The sequence below is a fragment of the Marinococcus sp. LNHM4E3-1 genome, assembly GCF_056034405.1.
Map to the genome: position 1 here is coordinate 104402 of NZ_JBQLID010000001.1, position 13380 is coordinate 117781.

Consider the following 13380-nt stretch of genomic DNA (forward strand, 5'->3'; position numbering starts at 1 on the left):
GAAAATGGAACTGTTCCAATCAGGGACGTGGCAGAAATTACAGGCGGGTGTCGAAGGGGCATCGCTTAGACAGAAGGCAATCACGGATAATATTGCCAATATTGACACCCCGAACTACAAAGCGAAGGAAGTTTCCTTTCAGGACATGCTGAAAGAAGAAAGCAGCAGTCAGATGGAAGCTGTACGGACAGACGCAAAACACTTTTCTTTTCAGAATAATCAAAATACTCCGAGCGTATACGAGCAGAAGGGCAATACATATAACAATAATGGAAACAACGTAGACATTGACAAAGAAATGACCGAGCTTTCGGAAAACCAGTTGCATTATAACGCCATTATTGATCGTATTAATGGAAAATTTGGCGGCATTAAATCAGCTATCCGGGGAGGGTCATAAGCATGTCTATTTTTAATGGAATTCAAGCCTCCGGCTCGGCCTTGACGGCTCAGCGCCTAAGAATGGATGTCGTAAGCTCCAACCTTGCGAATGCGGATTCCACGAGAGGGCGGCTCGTTGACGGGGAATGGCAGCCGTACCAGCGCAAAACCGTTTCCATGAGTCCGAAGCAGGACAATTCCTTTCAGTCGAATTTAACGAAAGCATTAAATGACCAGGGCGGCGTGCGGGTGTCGGAAATCGGGGTGGATGATGCCCCTTTTGATGAGGTTTACCAGCCTGAGCATCCCGATGCCAATGAAGAAGGCTACGTACAGATGCCAAATGTGGATCCTTTAAAAGAAATGACGGATTTGACCTCGGCCTCACGCTCGTATGAGGCAAACGTCACGGCACTCAATGCCAATAAAAATATGATGATGAAAGCACTTGAAATCGGTAAAAACTAATAACGGAAGGAGGATGACAAATGGAAATTACGAATAGCCAGGCTCCGGTAATGAAAACAGCAAATGAGGCAGGCCAGGCGACAGTAAAGGAAACCGGCGATTCATTTCAAAAAGCGATGAGTGAGGCGATGAGTAAAGTCAATGAAGCCCAGCTTGAATCGGACCGGATGACGGAAAAGCTTGTGACCGGAGAAGCGGACAACCTGCATGATGTGATGATTGCCGCGGAAAAAGGAAGTGTCTACATGCAGACGGCCACCGAGGTGAGAAACAAGGCGGTGGAAGCCTACAAAGAAATGATGCGGATGCAGGTGTAATCGTAAAGAGGAAGGTATGAAGCGGAATTATGAAAGAAAAATGGAAAGAGTACAGCCAAAAGGCGAAAACGTATTGGAGCAGCCGCAGTAAAAAACAAAAAAGAATATATATTTTTGGCACGACGGCGATCTTTCTTTTTCTCCTCATCAGCATGCTGCTGTTTTCGCGGACAAACTTTGAGCCTCTTTACACCGATCTGGCACCGGAAACAGCAGGCAGCATCAAAGAAACGCTGGACACCCGCGGAGTGAAATATGAAATATCGAATGAGGGAACTACCATCAGCGTACCGAAGGATCAGGTGGATGCGTTAAAGGTTGACCTGGCAGCCGAAGGGCTTCCACAGGACGGGGCGATTGACTACAGTTTTATTGAGGATCAGACCGGCTTCGGAATGACAGACAACGAATTTTCCGTCATGGAACGGGCAGCGCTGCAGACTGAACTTGAAGCGTTAATTTCCAATATGGATGCAGTGTCAAGTGCCGATGTAATGATCAATATGCCGGAGGAGTCTACGTGGGTGGCCGAAGAAGCTGAAGCAGCGACAGCATCGGTGAACGTTGATTTAGGCGGTACCGGAGAGCTCGATCAGGAGCAGGTGAAAACCCTGTACAACCTGGTGTCCAAAAGTGTGCCTGATCTGCCGGTGGAAAACATCGATATCAGTGATACAAGCATGAACTATTATACATATGAAGAAAATGGTGCGTCCGGCTCTGCCATGGATCAATACGAGGACCAGCGTGCGGTGCAGCAGGACATCGAAAAGGACATCCGCCGTGAAGTCCAGCAGATGCTCGGCACTGTGGCGGGGCAGAATAAAGTCATGGTATCGGTAACGACAGACATCGACTTTACGAAGGAAAACCGGGAGGAAGACCTGGTGGAGCCCGTGGATGAAGAAACAATGGAAGGCATCGCCGTCAGCGCGGAAGAAATTGCTGAAGCCTATGAAGGTGTTGATCCGCTCGAAGAAGGAGAAGTCGGTGCAGGGGAGGAAGACGTAGCCAATTATCCGGCCGGTACAGAAGCAGCAGGCGACTCAGAGCGGACCGAAGAACGGATTAATTATGAAGTGAACCGTATTCATAAAGAAATTCAGGAAAGCCCGTACAAGCTGCGAGACCTTGGTATTCAGGTTATGGTGGAGCCGCCGGATCCGGAAGACCCGAATTCTTTAGAGCCGGAAACGATGGATAACATGCAGGCGATGCTTGAAACAGTTATCAGTACGAGCATCGATAAAGAATACCTTGAAGTGGAAGGCGAGGAGATGGATGTAGAAGAAAAAGTCTCTATCTCCTCCCAGACATTCCTCGGCGCAGAAGAAATCGATCAGGAAGCAGGCGGCCTGCCGTGGTGGGCATATGCATTAATGGCTGTCGGCGCTGTGGGCCTCATCATTTTAGTGGTATGGCTCGTCCGTCGGAAAAAACCAGCCGAAGCCAAAGAAGAAACCTTCCAGGCTGCGGAATTTGAACAGCGCGAGGTACCTGATCTCGAGAGCGGCAGGGAAATGACCGAGGAAGAAAAGAAACGAAACCAGCTCGAGAAGTTAGCAAAGGAAAAGCCGGAGGAATTTTCAAAGCTGCTTCGTTCCTGGCTGTCCGATGATTAAAAGGGGGAGCAGCAATTGCAGAAAAGAAAAGAAACGCTGACCGGGAAACAAAAGGCAGCTGTGCTGCTCATTTCACTGGGCCCGGACGTTTCAGCCGAAGTATATAAGCATTTACGGGAAGAAGAGATTGAAAAGCTGACGCTTGAAATTGCGAACGTCCGAAAGGTAGAAAGCTCAAAAAAAGAAGAAGTGATGAATGAATTTCATCAGATAGCGATTGCCCAGGATTACATTTCCCAGGGAGGCATCGGCTACGCCAAAAGCGTGCTTGAAAAAGCGCTTGGCGAAGAGGAAGCGATGCATATGATCAACCGCCTCACATCATCGCTGCAGGTAAAGCCGTTTGATTTTGCCCGCAAGGCTGAGCCCTCCCAGGTGCTGAACTTCATTCAAAATGAGCACCCGCAGACCATCGCCCTTGTGCTTTCCTACCTGGAACCGGGCCAGGCAGGACAGATTTTGTCGGAGCTGCCTGAAACGCAGCAGACTGATGTAGCCCGGCGCATTGCGAAAATGGACCGGACTTCACCGGAGATCGTAAGCGAAGTGGAAGCAGTGCTTGAACAAAAGCTTTCCACATCCGTCACCCAGGATTTCACCGAAGCAGGAGGCATTGAATCTGTCGTGGAGGTGCTGAACGGGGTGGATCGCAGCACAGAAAAGATTATTCTTGAATCCCTGGAACAGGAGGATCCGGAGCTGGCTGAAGAAATCAAAAAGCGGATGTTTGTGTTTGAAGACGTGGTGGCGCTTGATAACCGCTCCATTCAGCGGGTTGTACGTGACGTCAATAATGATGATTTGCAGCTTGCCCTTAAGGTGGCAAGCGAGCAGGTGAAAGAAGTCGTTTTCCAGAACATGTCCCAGCGGATGGCCGAAACGTTCCAGGAGGAAATGGAATTTATGGGGCCGGTACGGCTGCGTGATGTAGAAGAAGCACAGTCGAGAATTGTCGGTATTATACGCAGACTCGAAGAAACGGGGGAAATCGTCATTGCCCGCGGCGGAGGAGATGATGTTATTGTCTAACGTATTTCGCACGCACGTCAGCGCAGAGCATCGAACCATTGCGCCCAGAAAAATCGTGTTTGAAGAAGCGTCTCCACAGGCAGACGAGCATTTTCTCCAGCAGCGTCAGGCCGAACAGTTAAAAGAAGAGGCGGGGCGGCTGCATGAGCGGGCCGAACAGGCCTGGAAGGAAACCCAGGAAAAAATCAGACAGGAAGAAAAAGACGCCGGGGATCGTATTGCTGCATGGGCCGAAGAGGCCAAGCAGCAAGGATATGCCGAAGGTTTTAAGAGCGGGGAGGAGAAAGGCTTCGAAGCGTGGCAGGAACAAATCAGCCACGCCGGACGGATCATAGAATCTGCTGAACAGGCCTTTCATGAACGCCTGAATGAAGCCGAACCGACGGTAATCGATATTGCAGTGCAGGCGCTTGAAAAAATGCTCGGCCCGGAATGGCTTCCGGATGAACACTGGCGGATGCAGCTGTCGACTGCGATTGGGTCTCTGCGTGAGCAGGGAAACATCCGCGTGCTCGTCAGCGCGGAAGATTATGAAGATTTACGAATGTATAAAGAGGAGCTGCAGAGCGCGGCGGGGAGTGACCAGAAGGTGACCATTTATCCCGACGCGCAGATGAAAGATCGGCAGTGCGTGCTCGAAACGGACTTCGGAAAGCTCGACGTCTCCCTTGACACTCAGCTCCAGGAATTAAAAAAACAGCTCCAGGCTGTTGTTAAAGAGGGCATACCGGTATGAGAGCAGAGCATGCAGCGAAACAGGTGAAACAGATGTCTCTGTACCGTTCCTATGGAAGTGTGGAACGAGTGATTGGATTAATGGTGGAGTCGCGCGGGCCGAAAACAAACGTCGGTGACATCTGCTACATATATGGTGTCGGAAGCGACAGTTCCACGGCCGCTGAAGTAGTTGGTTTCCGGCAGGAATACGTGCTGCTGATGCCGCTGGAGTCGTTAAAAAACATCAGCCCGGGCTGTACGGTCGAAGCCACCGGCAAGCCACTGAAAATCAAAGCAGGAGCAGGACTGATCGGGCGCGTACTAAATGGCATGGGAGAGCCGATGGATCATCAGGAGCTTCCGGAAGGGCTGGTCAGCGTTTCTTCGGAGGCAGCACCGCCGGCGCCGCTTGACCGCCCGAGGATTAAAAACGTCATGCCGACCGGCGTGAGAGTGATTGACAGCCTGCTCACGATGGGCGAAGGCCAGCGGATAGGCATCTTTGCCGGAAGCGGTGTCGGAAAAAGCACCCTGCTTTCGATGATCACGCGTTACACGGAAGCCGACATTAACGTAATCGCACTTATCGGAGAGCGCGGGCGCGAGGTCCGGGATTTTATCGAACGCGACCTCGGAGAAGAGGGGATGGCCAGATCAGTGCTGATCGTAGCGACCTCCGACCAGCCCGCTTCGATGCGGATCCAGGGAGCCTACACGGCCACAGCTATTGCTGAATATTTTCGTTCCAAAGGAAAAAAGGTCAATTTCATGATGGACTCCATCACCCGGTTTGCGATGGCACGAAGAGAAATCGGCCTTGCGATTGGCGAGCCTCCTACGACAAAAGGATACCCGCCGTCAGTATTCGCCCTCCTGCCGGGGCTGCTTGAGCGGACCGGCACAAGCAACGAAGGCTCGATTACCGCATTTTATACGGTGCTTGTGGACGGGGACGACATGAACGAGCCGATTGCCGATGCCGTACGCGGTATTCTCGACGGCCACTTTGTGCTCGAACGGTCGCTTGCCAACAAAAATCATTTTCCGGCCATCGACGTGCTTCAAAGCGTCAGCCGGGTGATGTCAGAGGTTACGGATAAAGCTCATCAGGAGGCAGCCACGAAAGTGAAAAGCTGGCTTGCAGCTTACCGGGAAGCAGAAGACCTTATACGAATTGGGGCCTACCGCAAAGGCAGCTCCCCCGAGACCGACGAGGCACTGGAAAAATTACCTGCCGTTGAAGCGCTTATCCAGCAGCGGTCGATGGAAGCATCGACCATGGAACAGACGCTGCAAAAGCTGCAAAACGTTATGGAGAAAGGAGCATCCTAATGTCCTATCAATTTTCTTTAGAACAGCTGCTGCAGCTGAGAGACCGCGAAAAAGACCAGAAGGTGAAATCCTACAATGAGGCAGTGGACCAGTTTGAGCAGAAAGCAGGGACCCTCTATGAAATGCTTCGTTCCAAGGAGCACGCAGAAGAAATAAACCGGGAGAAAATGACCCGTGGGGTGACGGTGCGGGAGCTTCGTCAGCAGGAAAAAATGCTGCATATGTATGAACGGGAAGCAGCCGTTCTTGAAGAAGCGGTAAGCAAGGCGCGCTGGATGATGCAGCGTGAAGAAAAAGCGATGCAGGAAGCATGGCGTGAAAACCGGAAGCTTGAGCTGATAAAAGAAAAAGAAGAAGCAAAACATATGGAAAAATTAAAGCGGCATGAGCGTATGGCCATGGATGACACAGCAGTACAAATGTATCTCCAGAAGCAGACGGTGCAGCATTATGGCTGAAAAAGAAAAGAAAAAAGGCAGTTTCTTTCAATGGTTTTTCATGCTGTTTCTTATCCCGCTTGTTTTCGCCATTGTTCTGTCGGTAGCTGTTATGTCCTTTATGGGGATAAATGTTACTCAGCTCGGCCAGGACGTAATGAAGTCGGTCACCGGCAGCGAAGAAAGTGCCGATGACGCCGGAGCTTCCGGTGAAGAACTCGAAGCCAAGGAAGAGGAAATCGTCGAACTGCAGCAGCGGCTGGATGAACGGGAGCAGGAGCTTGAAAGCGTGGAAGAAGAGCTTGAGGAACTGACGCTCGAATCAGAAACAGAAGAGAATAATGAAGAGGAAGAAAACGGCGGGAATACCGGTTCAGCCCAGAAAATTTATGAGGAAATGAAGCCGGCAACTGCGGCAGCAGTGCTCGGGCAGCAGGAAACAGAAGTTATTGTCCAGCATTTGTACACGCTGCAGCCGGAGGAGCAGGCTGCCATACTCGAAGAGATGGATGAAGAGCTTGCTGCTTCCGTTGTCTCGGGGATTGAAGGCCTCGACCTGGAACAGTAAAAGAAAGGAGGCCGCTATGGAGACAGCAATTACCGGTCGGCCGGCGTCACCGGGCCAGGGCGTTATGCCCGTATCCGCTCAGACAGGAGGTGGTCGGTCAGCATTTGCCGCTCTGTTTGCCGGTGCCACCTCAATAACGGGGAAACAGCCGGTTATGGAAAATGGGACGGAACATGCCGGGCCTTCTGCTGAGCAGATAATGGAAGCCATCGAAGCAGATCCGGAAACAATCAATGCGCTGATGCAACAGCATCCCGAATTTGAGGATGCCGTGATGTATATCGCTGAGCTCGTACGTAACGAACAGGGCGGTGAAGGACCAGCGAAGGAAGAAATGCCCGGAGAAATGCCGGCAGGAGCAGAAAATATTTTCACAAAGCTTGCCGTTGTTCTTCATTCTCCGGACGCAGAAACAGTTGCAGGAAAAGATGCTGCTCCAGGGGAGAAAAGGCGGGAGTCCCCAATCAGCGCCATTAAAGATATGGCTGGAAAAGCAGAATTGCCGGTGCTTGAGCAGCTCGCAGCCCGGTTTAACGACCTTGCTCCCCGCGATCAGCAGGCGATACAGGTGGCAGCAGAAAAGCTGGAGGAGGCTGCCGGACCGCTGCTTTCCAAAGCCCTGGAGGGAGAGGAAAAAAAACAGGCAGAAGAAGTATTTACGAGCAGGCTGAATGAACTGGCTGCGCTTCTTTCAAAGGTTTTATCAGATAAAACAGAAAGTGTCCGTCCGGAAGCCGTTCTAGCAGCATCAGCAGTAGCCGCCGGAGCGCCGGTACAGGAAGACGGTCTCAAGGCAAACCAGGAGAATGGTCAGCTGACAGAGAAGGAAATGTCTCCGCTCGAAAAGGTCAACATTCTGTTTCCGGAAAAAACACCGGAGGTCCGGCAGCTGATTTCCTTTCTGGACCAGCAGGCAGACGCCAAAAGCATCGCCGAGCTGCGGCCACAGTTACTGTCGCATGTGCCAGCTGGATGGGCAAGCCCTGCTAACAGGAAGGAAGCGGCGGCAGATACAGGCACCCAGATGGTAAAACAGGACCTTCAGCAGTGGCAGAAATACCTCAGTGGACGGCAGCAGTCAGACACCTGGGTGCCGAAAGCTCTTCAGCCGTCTGCTCTAGAAGCACCGGAAAAGCAGCTGACTGCGTTTGTCCAAAGTCTTTCGGCTCTGGTAAAAAAGCAGCCGCCGGCCTCTTCAACAGCAGAGGCGGATAACAACGAAGCGTTTATTAAGCAGCTTGAGCAGATTCTGCAGGTCATCCGAGGCGAAGCAGGAAATGCTTCATCTCCTCCAGCACCAACAGCCGGTGCGGGAGAGCCGAGAGCGCTTCAGCCGAATGCGCCGCTTGTGATTCAGCTCCCGCCGGCGTCTGAAGGAAATCAGCGCCAGGCCGAATTTTTAAAGCAGTTTCAGCAGACGCTCGGGACGATGAACGCTGTCCAGCTGAAAAACGGGGCTTCCTATACGATTCGTCTTCACCCTGAGCATCTGGGCCGAATCGATGTGAAGCTCACGAAAATTGAAGGACGATGGACCGCCCAGCTGATTACAACCTCCAAAGGAGCACAGGAGCTCGTGGAAGGCAGCGTGCATCAGCTGAGACATTCCTTCCTGCAGCAGAATCTGCAGGTCGAACGCATCGAAGTAGCAGAGCACCCGGATTTCTATAAAGAAGAAGAGCAGAAAGAAGAACCTGAAGAAGAGCGGGAAGCGGTAAATACGCAGGAAGAGTCTTCAGAAGAGGAAGAACGCTCGTTTGAAGATATTTTACAGCAGCTTTCAGTCAACGAACGAATTTAAAGGAGGTGAATAAACGGTGAGTATGATTACAGATAATATGCAGCTGAACAACGCTTCAAACAGCAAGTCGCCCTTTGCCGCTGAAAACAGCAACGGCAACATGGATAAGGACGATTTTTTAAAACTGCTTATCACCCAGCTGCAAAACCAGAACCCGCTTGAGCCGATGAACGACACTGAATACGTGTCGCAGATTGCCAACTTCAGTACGCTCGAGCAGATGAACAACATGAATAAATCCATGGAGCAGTCGACGCAGTTTATGGCGCAGGATGCCCTGATGCAGCTGAGCGGCCTGATCGGTCAGGACGTCACGTGGCAGTCGCTCGTAAACGCCAACACACCAAATGAGGATGTGCAGACGGGGCGCAACGAAATTATGTCGGTGAAAAAAGATACGCAGGGAAACATAATGGTCGAGCTTGACTCCGGCCGCTGGATTGACGGCAGGCAGGTAGTGAACATCGGAGAGGACGAGGCGGTTGCAGAGGAAAGCTGATACGAAGGAAGGAACAGCATGGATTATTCAAAGATACATAACTATTCCAGCATGCCGGTTCCGCCCAATACAGCCAACACCCCACGACCGGAAAAGCAGCAGGCTGGTTCATTTGCCTCGCTGCTGCAAAACGAGCTCGCAGCTCCTGATGTCAAAATCAGCAAGCACGCTGCCAAACGAATGGAAGAAAGAAATGTCCATATCAAAGGTGCAGACTGGGAGCAGATGCAGGTAAAGCTAGGTGAGGCAGCAGAAAAGGGTGTCAAAGAATCTGTAGTGGTATTCCCGGAAGCGGCACTGGTCGTCAACGCAGAGAGCCGGACCGTTATTACAGCAATGTCAAAGCAGGAAGCAGCAAACCACACGTTTACAAATATTGACGGCGTTATATTCATGTAAAAAGGCTTGACCGCAAGGAGGCCTGGGCTCCCGACAGACAGACGGGGCCCGCTTAAACCAAAGGAGGAATACGATGCTACGCTCTATGTATTCAGGAATTGCAGGAATGAAGAACTTTCAGCAGAAATTGGACGTTATCAGCAACAACATCGCAAACGTTAATACCCAGGGATTCAAAAAAGGACGCCCGACATTTCAGGATATGATGAGCCAGCAGACCGGCTCGGCCGCAGCAGCTGAGGGCGGCCGGGGCGGTGTGAACGCAAAGCAGGTTGGTCTTGGAAGCGAGATGGGAAGCATTGATACGGTGGACACGCAGGGCAGCCTGCAAAATACCGGGCGCGAGCTGGACCTCGCAATTTCCGGCTCCGGCTATTTCCGCCTGCAGAATCCGACAGAAGAGGGAGAAAGCTTTACACGGGCCGGGAACTTTTATCTTGATGATAACGGAGATATGGTGAACTCCGAAGGGTTGTATGTACTGGACACGGATGGAGATGTTATTAACATCGACGAAGAAGCCCGGAGCTTCAGTATCGATGCTGCTGGTAATGTTAATATTGTCAACCAGAACGAAGCTACTGAGACGGTTGCCCAACTGGGGATAGCCACATTTGCAAATCCGGGTGGACTTGAAAAATCAGGCGGCAACGTTTACCGGGCTTCGTTGAACTCAGGAGCTCCCAACAACCTTGAGCCAGGCCAGGGTGGAGCGGGCGAAGTAGTGGCCGGAGCGCTTGAAATGTCCAACGTTGACCTGTCCGAGGAGTTTACGGAAATGATCACTGCCCAGCGCGGGTTCCAGGCGAACACGCGGGGTATTACGACAGCAGACGAAGTGCTGCAGGAGCTGCTCAACATCAAGCGGTAACTAATGAATGAAATCGGGGGAGACAGGGGCAAAGTACTGCCCCTCAATTAACTATGATGGAATTAACAAAATTAAACGGACGCCCGTTCGTGCTGAACACTACATTGATTGAGCAGGTCGAAGCAGCGCCGGACACGACGATTACGCTGTTGAACGGCAACAAAATTGTTGTTCGGGAAAGCCTCAGTGAAGTGATGGATCTTGCCGAACGGTTTTACCGGCGGACCTGGATGCCGGCCGGCCGAAAAGGGGAGAACGTCTGAGCTATGTTAAAAAGCAAAGCAGGAAAAATAATGATGATTATGCTTTTGACCCTTGTACTTATTGCCGGTGCGGCTGCTGCTGTGTATCAGTTTCTGGGGTCCTCTGAACAGGCAGAGGGCAGTGAAGAAGAAAAGGCAGAGGAATTAAGCGCTGAAGAGCTGAGGGAGCTCACCTGGGACATGGACGAAATGACCACCAACCTTAAAGGCAACGACCGCTACATTAAAACGATGTTCAGCCTGCAGGCCGATAACGAAAAAGCCCGGGAAGAACTGGAGCAGCGCGACTATCAGATTAACAACATCATTATCCATGAACTGGCCCAGCTCGAACCCGGAGACATCGAAGGCTCGGAAGGGACCACCGAAATGGAAGGACGAATCAGGGAAAAAGTGAATGAGGTTATGACTGAAGGGGAAGTGCAGCGGGTCTATACGACCGAACGCGTCATTCAGTAACCCAGAATCCGCCCGAGAGAAGAGAAAGGGAGGTGAAAACCTCTTGTCAGATGTACTATCCCAGCATGAAATAGATGCCCTTTTGTCCGGATTGTCCACCGGAGAAATGGACGGCGAGCAGTTAAAAAAAGAAGAAAATGAACGCAAGGTCCGTTCCTACGATTTTAAACGCGCCCTGCGCTTTTCCAAAGAACAGATCCGGGGCCTGTCAAGAATTCATGAAAATTTTGCCAGAATTCTTACCACGGCGCTTTCAGGACAGCTGCGATCCTTTGTGGATATCAGCGTAGCCTCTGTGGATCAGGTGCCCTACGACGAATTCATCCGCTCAATTCCTAAAATGACGCTGCTGAATGTGTTTGAAGCGCCGCCGCTTGAAGGACGTATGCTCATGGAGGTCAACCCGCACGTCGGATACGCCATGCTCGACCGGCTGCTCGGTGGCCAGGGCCAGAGCATGAACAAGGTGGAAAAGCTGACGGAAATAGAAACAAAGCTTTTAAGCTCCTTTATGCAGATGATTCTCGAATCCTTCCAGAGTGCCTGGGAATCAGTGCTGAGTATTGAAACCATCGGATCCGAAATTGAAGTGAATCCGCAGTTTCTTCAGATGGTCTCTCCAAACGAAACCGTGGTGGTTATTTCTTTAACCACAACGATTGGAGAAACGTCGGGAATGATTAATCTGTGCCTTCCGCATATGGTGCTTGAAGAGATACTGCCCAAGCTTACTACCCACTACTGGATGCAGACGAAAGTAAAAGAGCGGGACCAGCAGGAAGTGGAGCATCTGAACGAGTGGCTGCTGCAGGGAAATGTTTCCCTGCAGGCAATCCTTGGCACTTCCTCTATCACCATCGAAGAGCTTTTACATATGGAGCGTGGAGACGTTTTAACGCTCAAACAGCACATCCATGACCCGCTCGAGGTGCACGTAGGCAGCAGAAAGAAATTTACGGCTCAGCCGGGGAAAAAGCGCAGCCATATGGCTGTACAGATTCTAGAAAAGATAGAGGAGGGAGAAGAACAGCATGAGTAATGACGATATGCTTTCGCAGGACGAAATTAACGAGCTGCTAAAAAACGTCGGAGCAGACGATGATGACGACAGCGGCGCTTCCTCCGGGGAGACGCCTGCTGAAGAAATTGCTTCTTCCACGGAAGATGAGGAACTCGATCATCTGCTTTCCACCGAAGAAAAGGATACGCTCGGCGAAATTGGCAATATCAGCTTCAGCAGCGCAGCCACCGCCCTGTCGAGCCTGCTGAATCAAAAAGTGAGCATTACTATACCAGGCGTAAAAGCGGTGTCGACCGAAATGGTGGAAAAGTCCTTTCCACGTCCTCACGTAGCGGTAAATGTGGAATACACCGAAGGGTTTGAAGGCACGAACCTGTTTGTGATCAGCATGACGGACGCAAGCATTATCGCCAACCTGATGATGGGTGGCGACGGGCAGGTTGATGAGGCAGCTGATATTGATGAAATGCAGCAAAGCGCGGTCCAGGAAGCGATGAATCAAATGATGGGATCGGCATCCACTTCGATGAGCACCATTTTTAACAAACGGGTGGATATTTCTCCACCGGGCGTCAATATTATGAACCTCGAGGAAGAAGAGTCGACCCGCTACATTCCCGATGAGGATACGGTCGTACAGATCGCGTTCCGCATCCAGATAGGGGAGCTGATGGACTCCTACATTATGCAGCTCATCCCGCTTGGATTCGCGAAAAAAATGGTGGAGGAACTGCTCGGGGCAAGCACCGGAGCTCCGCAGCCCGAACCGAAGCACCAGCCTGCCCCGGAGCCTTCCGGACGGCAGGAAGCCGAGCCGCAGAGAGCCCGAGCACAGGAGCCAAAAGCAGCTCCGACAGTAAGCGGAGCCGCCTTTTCCGAGCTTGAGGAGCCTGCGCACAGATATAATGACGGCGGCGGGAATCTCGATATGCTGATGGATATATCGCTTGATGTAACGGTGGAGCTTGGCAGATCGCGGCAGCCGATCAAAGATATTTTGTCACTGTCCCAGGGCTCAGTGGTCGAGCTTGATAAGCTTGCCGGCGAACCTGTCGATGTACTGGTGAACCAAAAGCCGGTAGCTAAAGGGGAAGTCGTGGTCATCGATGAAAATTTCGGCGTACGCATTACGGAAATTCTCAGTCCGAGAGAACGGGTTGCGCAATTAAAATAACGACAAAATAGGGAGTGGAAAA

Annotated in this window: 17 protein-coding genes; all 17 read left to right on the forward strand. The window is 51.4% G+C overall.

Going from position 1 to position 13380, the window contains the following annotated elements; translation table 11 throughout:
* Positions 1-4 precede the first annotated feature (4 nt).
* Positions 5-400 carry a flagellar basal body rod protein FlgB gene (flgB, locus tag ACTRXI_RS00525; RefSeq protein ID WP_474260485.1) on the forward strand — a complete coding sequence of 132 codons (396 nt, stop codon included), beginning with the start codon at positions 5-7 and terminating at the stop codon, positions 398-400.
* Positions 401-402: 2 nt separating this feature from the next.
* Positions 403-849 (forward strand): flagellar basal body rod protein FlgC, encoded by a 447-nt coding sequence (gene flgC, locus ACTRXI_RS00530; RefSeq protein WP_298784326.1) that lies wholly within the window; start codon positions 403-405, stop codon positions 847-849.
* A gap of 20 nt (positions 850-869) precedes the next feature.
* Positions 870-1166, forward strand: a complete 297-nt coding sequence (gene fliE / locus ACTRXI_RS00535) for a flagellar hook-basal body complex protein FliE (RefSeq protein ID WP_474260487.1) — start codon at positions 870-872, stop codon at positions 1164-1166.
* Positions 1167-1195: 29 nt separating this feature from the next.
* The gene (gene fliF / locus ACTRXI_RS00540) at positions 1196-2788 is read left to right on the forward strand and encodes a flagellar basal-body MS-ring/collar protein FliF (protein WP_474260489.1); all 1593 of its coding nucleotides are present in this window, start codon (positions 1196-1198) and stop codon (positions 2786-2788) included.
* A gap of 15 nt (positions 2789-2803) precedes the next feature.
* Positions 2804-3817, forward strand: a complete 1014-nt coding sequence (fliG, locus tag ACTRXI_RS00545; RefSeq protein ID WP_474260491.1) for a flagellar motor switch protein FliG — start codon at positions 2804-2806, stop codon at positions 3815-3817.
* Positions 3810-4553: a flagellar assembly protein FliH gene (gene fliH, locus ACTRXI_RS00550; protein ID WP_474260493.1), complete on the forward strand. Its 744-nt coding sequence runs from the start codon at positions 3810-3812 to the stop codon at positions 4551-4553. The genes fliG and fliH overlap by 8 nt, the downstream gene beginning before the upstream one ends.
* Positions 4550-5866 carry a flagellar protein export ATPase FliI gene (fliI, locus tag ACTRXI_RS00555; protein WP_474260495.1) on the forward strand — a complete coding sequence of 439 codons (1317 nt, stop codon included), beginning with the start codon at positions 4550-4552 and terminating at the stop codon, positions 5864-5866. Before fliH ends, fliI begins: the two co-directional genes overlap by 4 nt.
* Positions 5866-6324 (forward strand): flagellar export protein FliJ, encoded by a 459-nt coding sequence (fliJ, locus tag ACTRXI_RS00560; RefSeq protein ID WP_474260497.1) that lies wholly within the window; start codon positions 5866-5868, stop codon positions 6322-6324. The genes fliI and fliJ overlap by 1 nt, the downstream gene beginning before the upstream one ends.
* Entirely contained in the window at positions 6317-6871 is a 555-nt protein-coding gene (locus tag ACTRXI_RS00565) for a MotE family protein (protein WP_474260499.1), read from the forward strand. The genes fliJ and ACTRXI_RS00565 overlap by 8 nt, the downstream gene beginning before the upstream one ends.
* 16 nt (positions 6872-6887) lie before the next feature.
* Positions 6888-8672 (forward strand): flagellar hook-length control protein FliK, encoded by a 1785-nt coding sequence (locus tag ACTRXI_RS00570; protein ID WP_474260501.1) that lies wholly within the window; start codon positions 6888-6890, stop codon positions 8670-8672.
* A 22-nt stretch (positions 8673-8694) separates the two neighbouring features.
* A complete protein-coding gene (locus ACTRXI_RS00575) occupies positions 8695-9171 on the forward strand; it encodes a flagellar hook capping FlgD N-terminal domain-containing protein (RefSeq protein WP_474260829.1) in 477 nt (158 codons plus the stop codon).
* An 18-nt stretch (positions 9172-9189) separates the two neighbouring features.
* A complete protein-coding gene (locus tag ACTRXI_RS00580) occupies positions 9190-9570 on the forward strand; it encodes a TIGR02530 family flagellar biosynthesis protein (RefSeq protein ID WP_474260503.1) in 381 nt (126 codons plus the stop codon).
* 73 nt (positions 9571-9643) lie between these two features.
* On the forward strand, positions 9644-10441 hold the full coding sequence (gene flgG / locus ACTRXI_RS00585; protein WP_474260505.1) for a flagellar basal body rod protein FlgG: 798 nt from the start codon (positions 9644-9646) through the stop codon (positions 10439-10441).
* A gap of 53 nt (positions 10442-10494) precedes the next feature.
* Positions 10495-10704: a flagellar FlbD family protein gene (locus ACTRXI_RS00590; RefSeq protein ID WP_474260507.1), complete on the forward strand. Its 210-nt coding sequence runs from the start codon at positions 10495-10497 to the stop codon at positions 10702-10704.
* 30 nt (positions 10705-10734) lie between these two features.
* Entirely contained in the window at positions 10735-11163 is a 429-nt protein-coding gene (locus tag ACTRXI_RS00595; protein ID WP_474260509.1) for a flagellar basal body-associated FliL family protein, read from the forward strand.
* A 43-nt stretch (positions 11164-11206) separates the two neighbouring features.
* Positions 11207-12202: a flagellar motor switch protein FliM gene (gene fliM, locus ACTRXI_RS00600; protein WP_474260511.1), complete on the forward strand. Its 996-nt coding sequence runs from the start codon at positions 11207-11209 to the stop codon at positions 12200-12202.
* Positions 12195-13358: a flagellar motor switch phosphatase FliY gene (gene fliY, locus ACTRXI_RS00605; protein ID WP_474260513.1), complete on the forward strand. Its 1164-nt coding sequence runs from the start codon at positions 12195-12197 to the stop codon at positions 13356-13358. Before fliM ends, fliY begins: the two co-directional genes overlap by 8 nt.
* Positions 13359-13380 lie beyond the last annotated feature (22 nt).

Coding starts and splice junctions, on each gene's coding strand:
- ACTRXI_RS00575 (WP_474260829.1), top strand. CDS start 8,695: ATGATTACAGATAATATGCAGCTGAACAACGCTTCAAACAGCAAGTCG.
- fliY (WP_474260513.1), top strand. CDS start 12,195: ATGAGTAATGACGATATGCTTTCGCAGGACGAAATTAACGAGCTGCTA.
- fliJ (WP_474260497.1), top strand. CDS start 5,866: ATGTCCTATCAATTTTCTTTAGAACAGCTGCTGCAGCTGAGAGACCGC.
- ACTRXI_RS00590 (WP_474260507.1), top strand. CDS start 10,495: ATGATGGAATTAACAAAATTAAACGGACGCCCGTTCGTGCTGAACACT.
- flgB (WP_474260485.1), top strand. CDS start 5: ATGGAACTGTTCCAATCAGGGACGTGGCAGAAATTACAGGCGGGTGTC.
- ACTRXI_RS00580 (WP_474260503.1), top strand. CDS start 9,190: ATGGATTATTCAAAGATACATAACTATTCCAGCATGCCGGTTCCGCCC.
- ACTRXI_RS00565 (WP_474260499.1), top strand. CDS start 6,317: ATGGCTGAAAAAGAAAAGAAAAAAGGCAGTTTCTTTCAATGGTTTTTC.
- fliI (WP_474260495.1), top strand. CDS start 4,550: ATGAGAGCAGAGCATGCAGCGAAACAGGTGAAACAGATGTCTCTGTAC.
- fliE (WP_474260487.1), top strand. CDS start 870: ATGGAAATTACGAATAGCCAGGCTCCGGTAATGAAAACAGCAAATGAG.
- flgC (WP_298784326.1), top strand. CDS start 403: ATGTCTATTTTTAATGGAATTCAAGCCTCCGGCTCGGCCTTGACGGCT.
- ACTRXI_RS00570 (WP_474260501.1), top strand. CDS start 6,888: ATGGAGACAGCAATTACCGGTCGGCCGGCGTCACCGGGCCAGGGCGTT.
- fliF (WP_474260489.1), top strand. CDS start 1,196: ATGAAAGAAAAATGGAAAGAGTACAGCCAAAAGGCGAAAACGTATTGG.
- ACTRXI_RS00595 (WP_474260509.1), top strand. CDS start 10,735: ATGATGATTATGCTTTTGACCCTTGTACTTATTGCCGGTGCGGCTGCT.
- flgG (WP_474260505.1), top strand. CDS start 9,644: ATGCTACGCTCTATGTATTCAGGAATTGCAGGAATGAAGAACTTTCAG.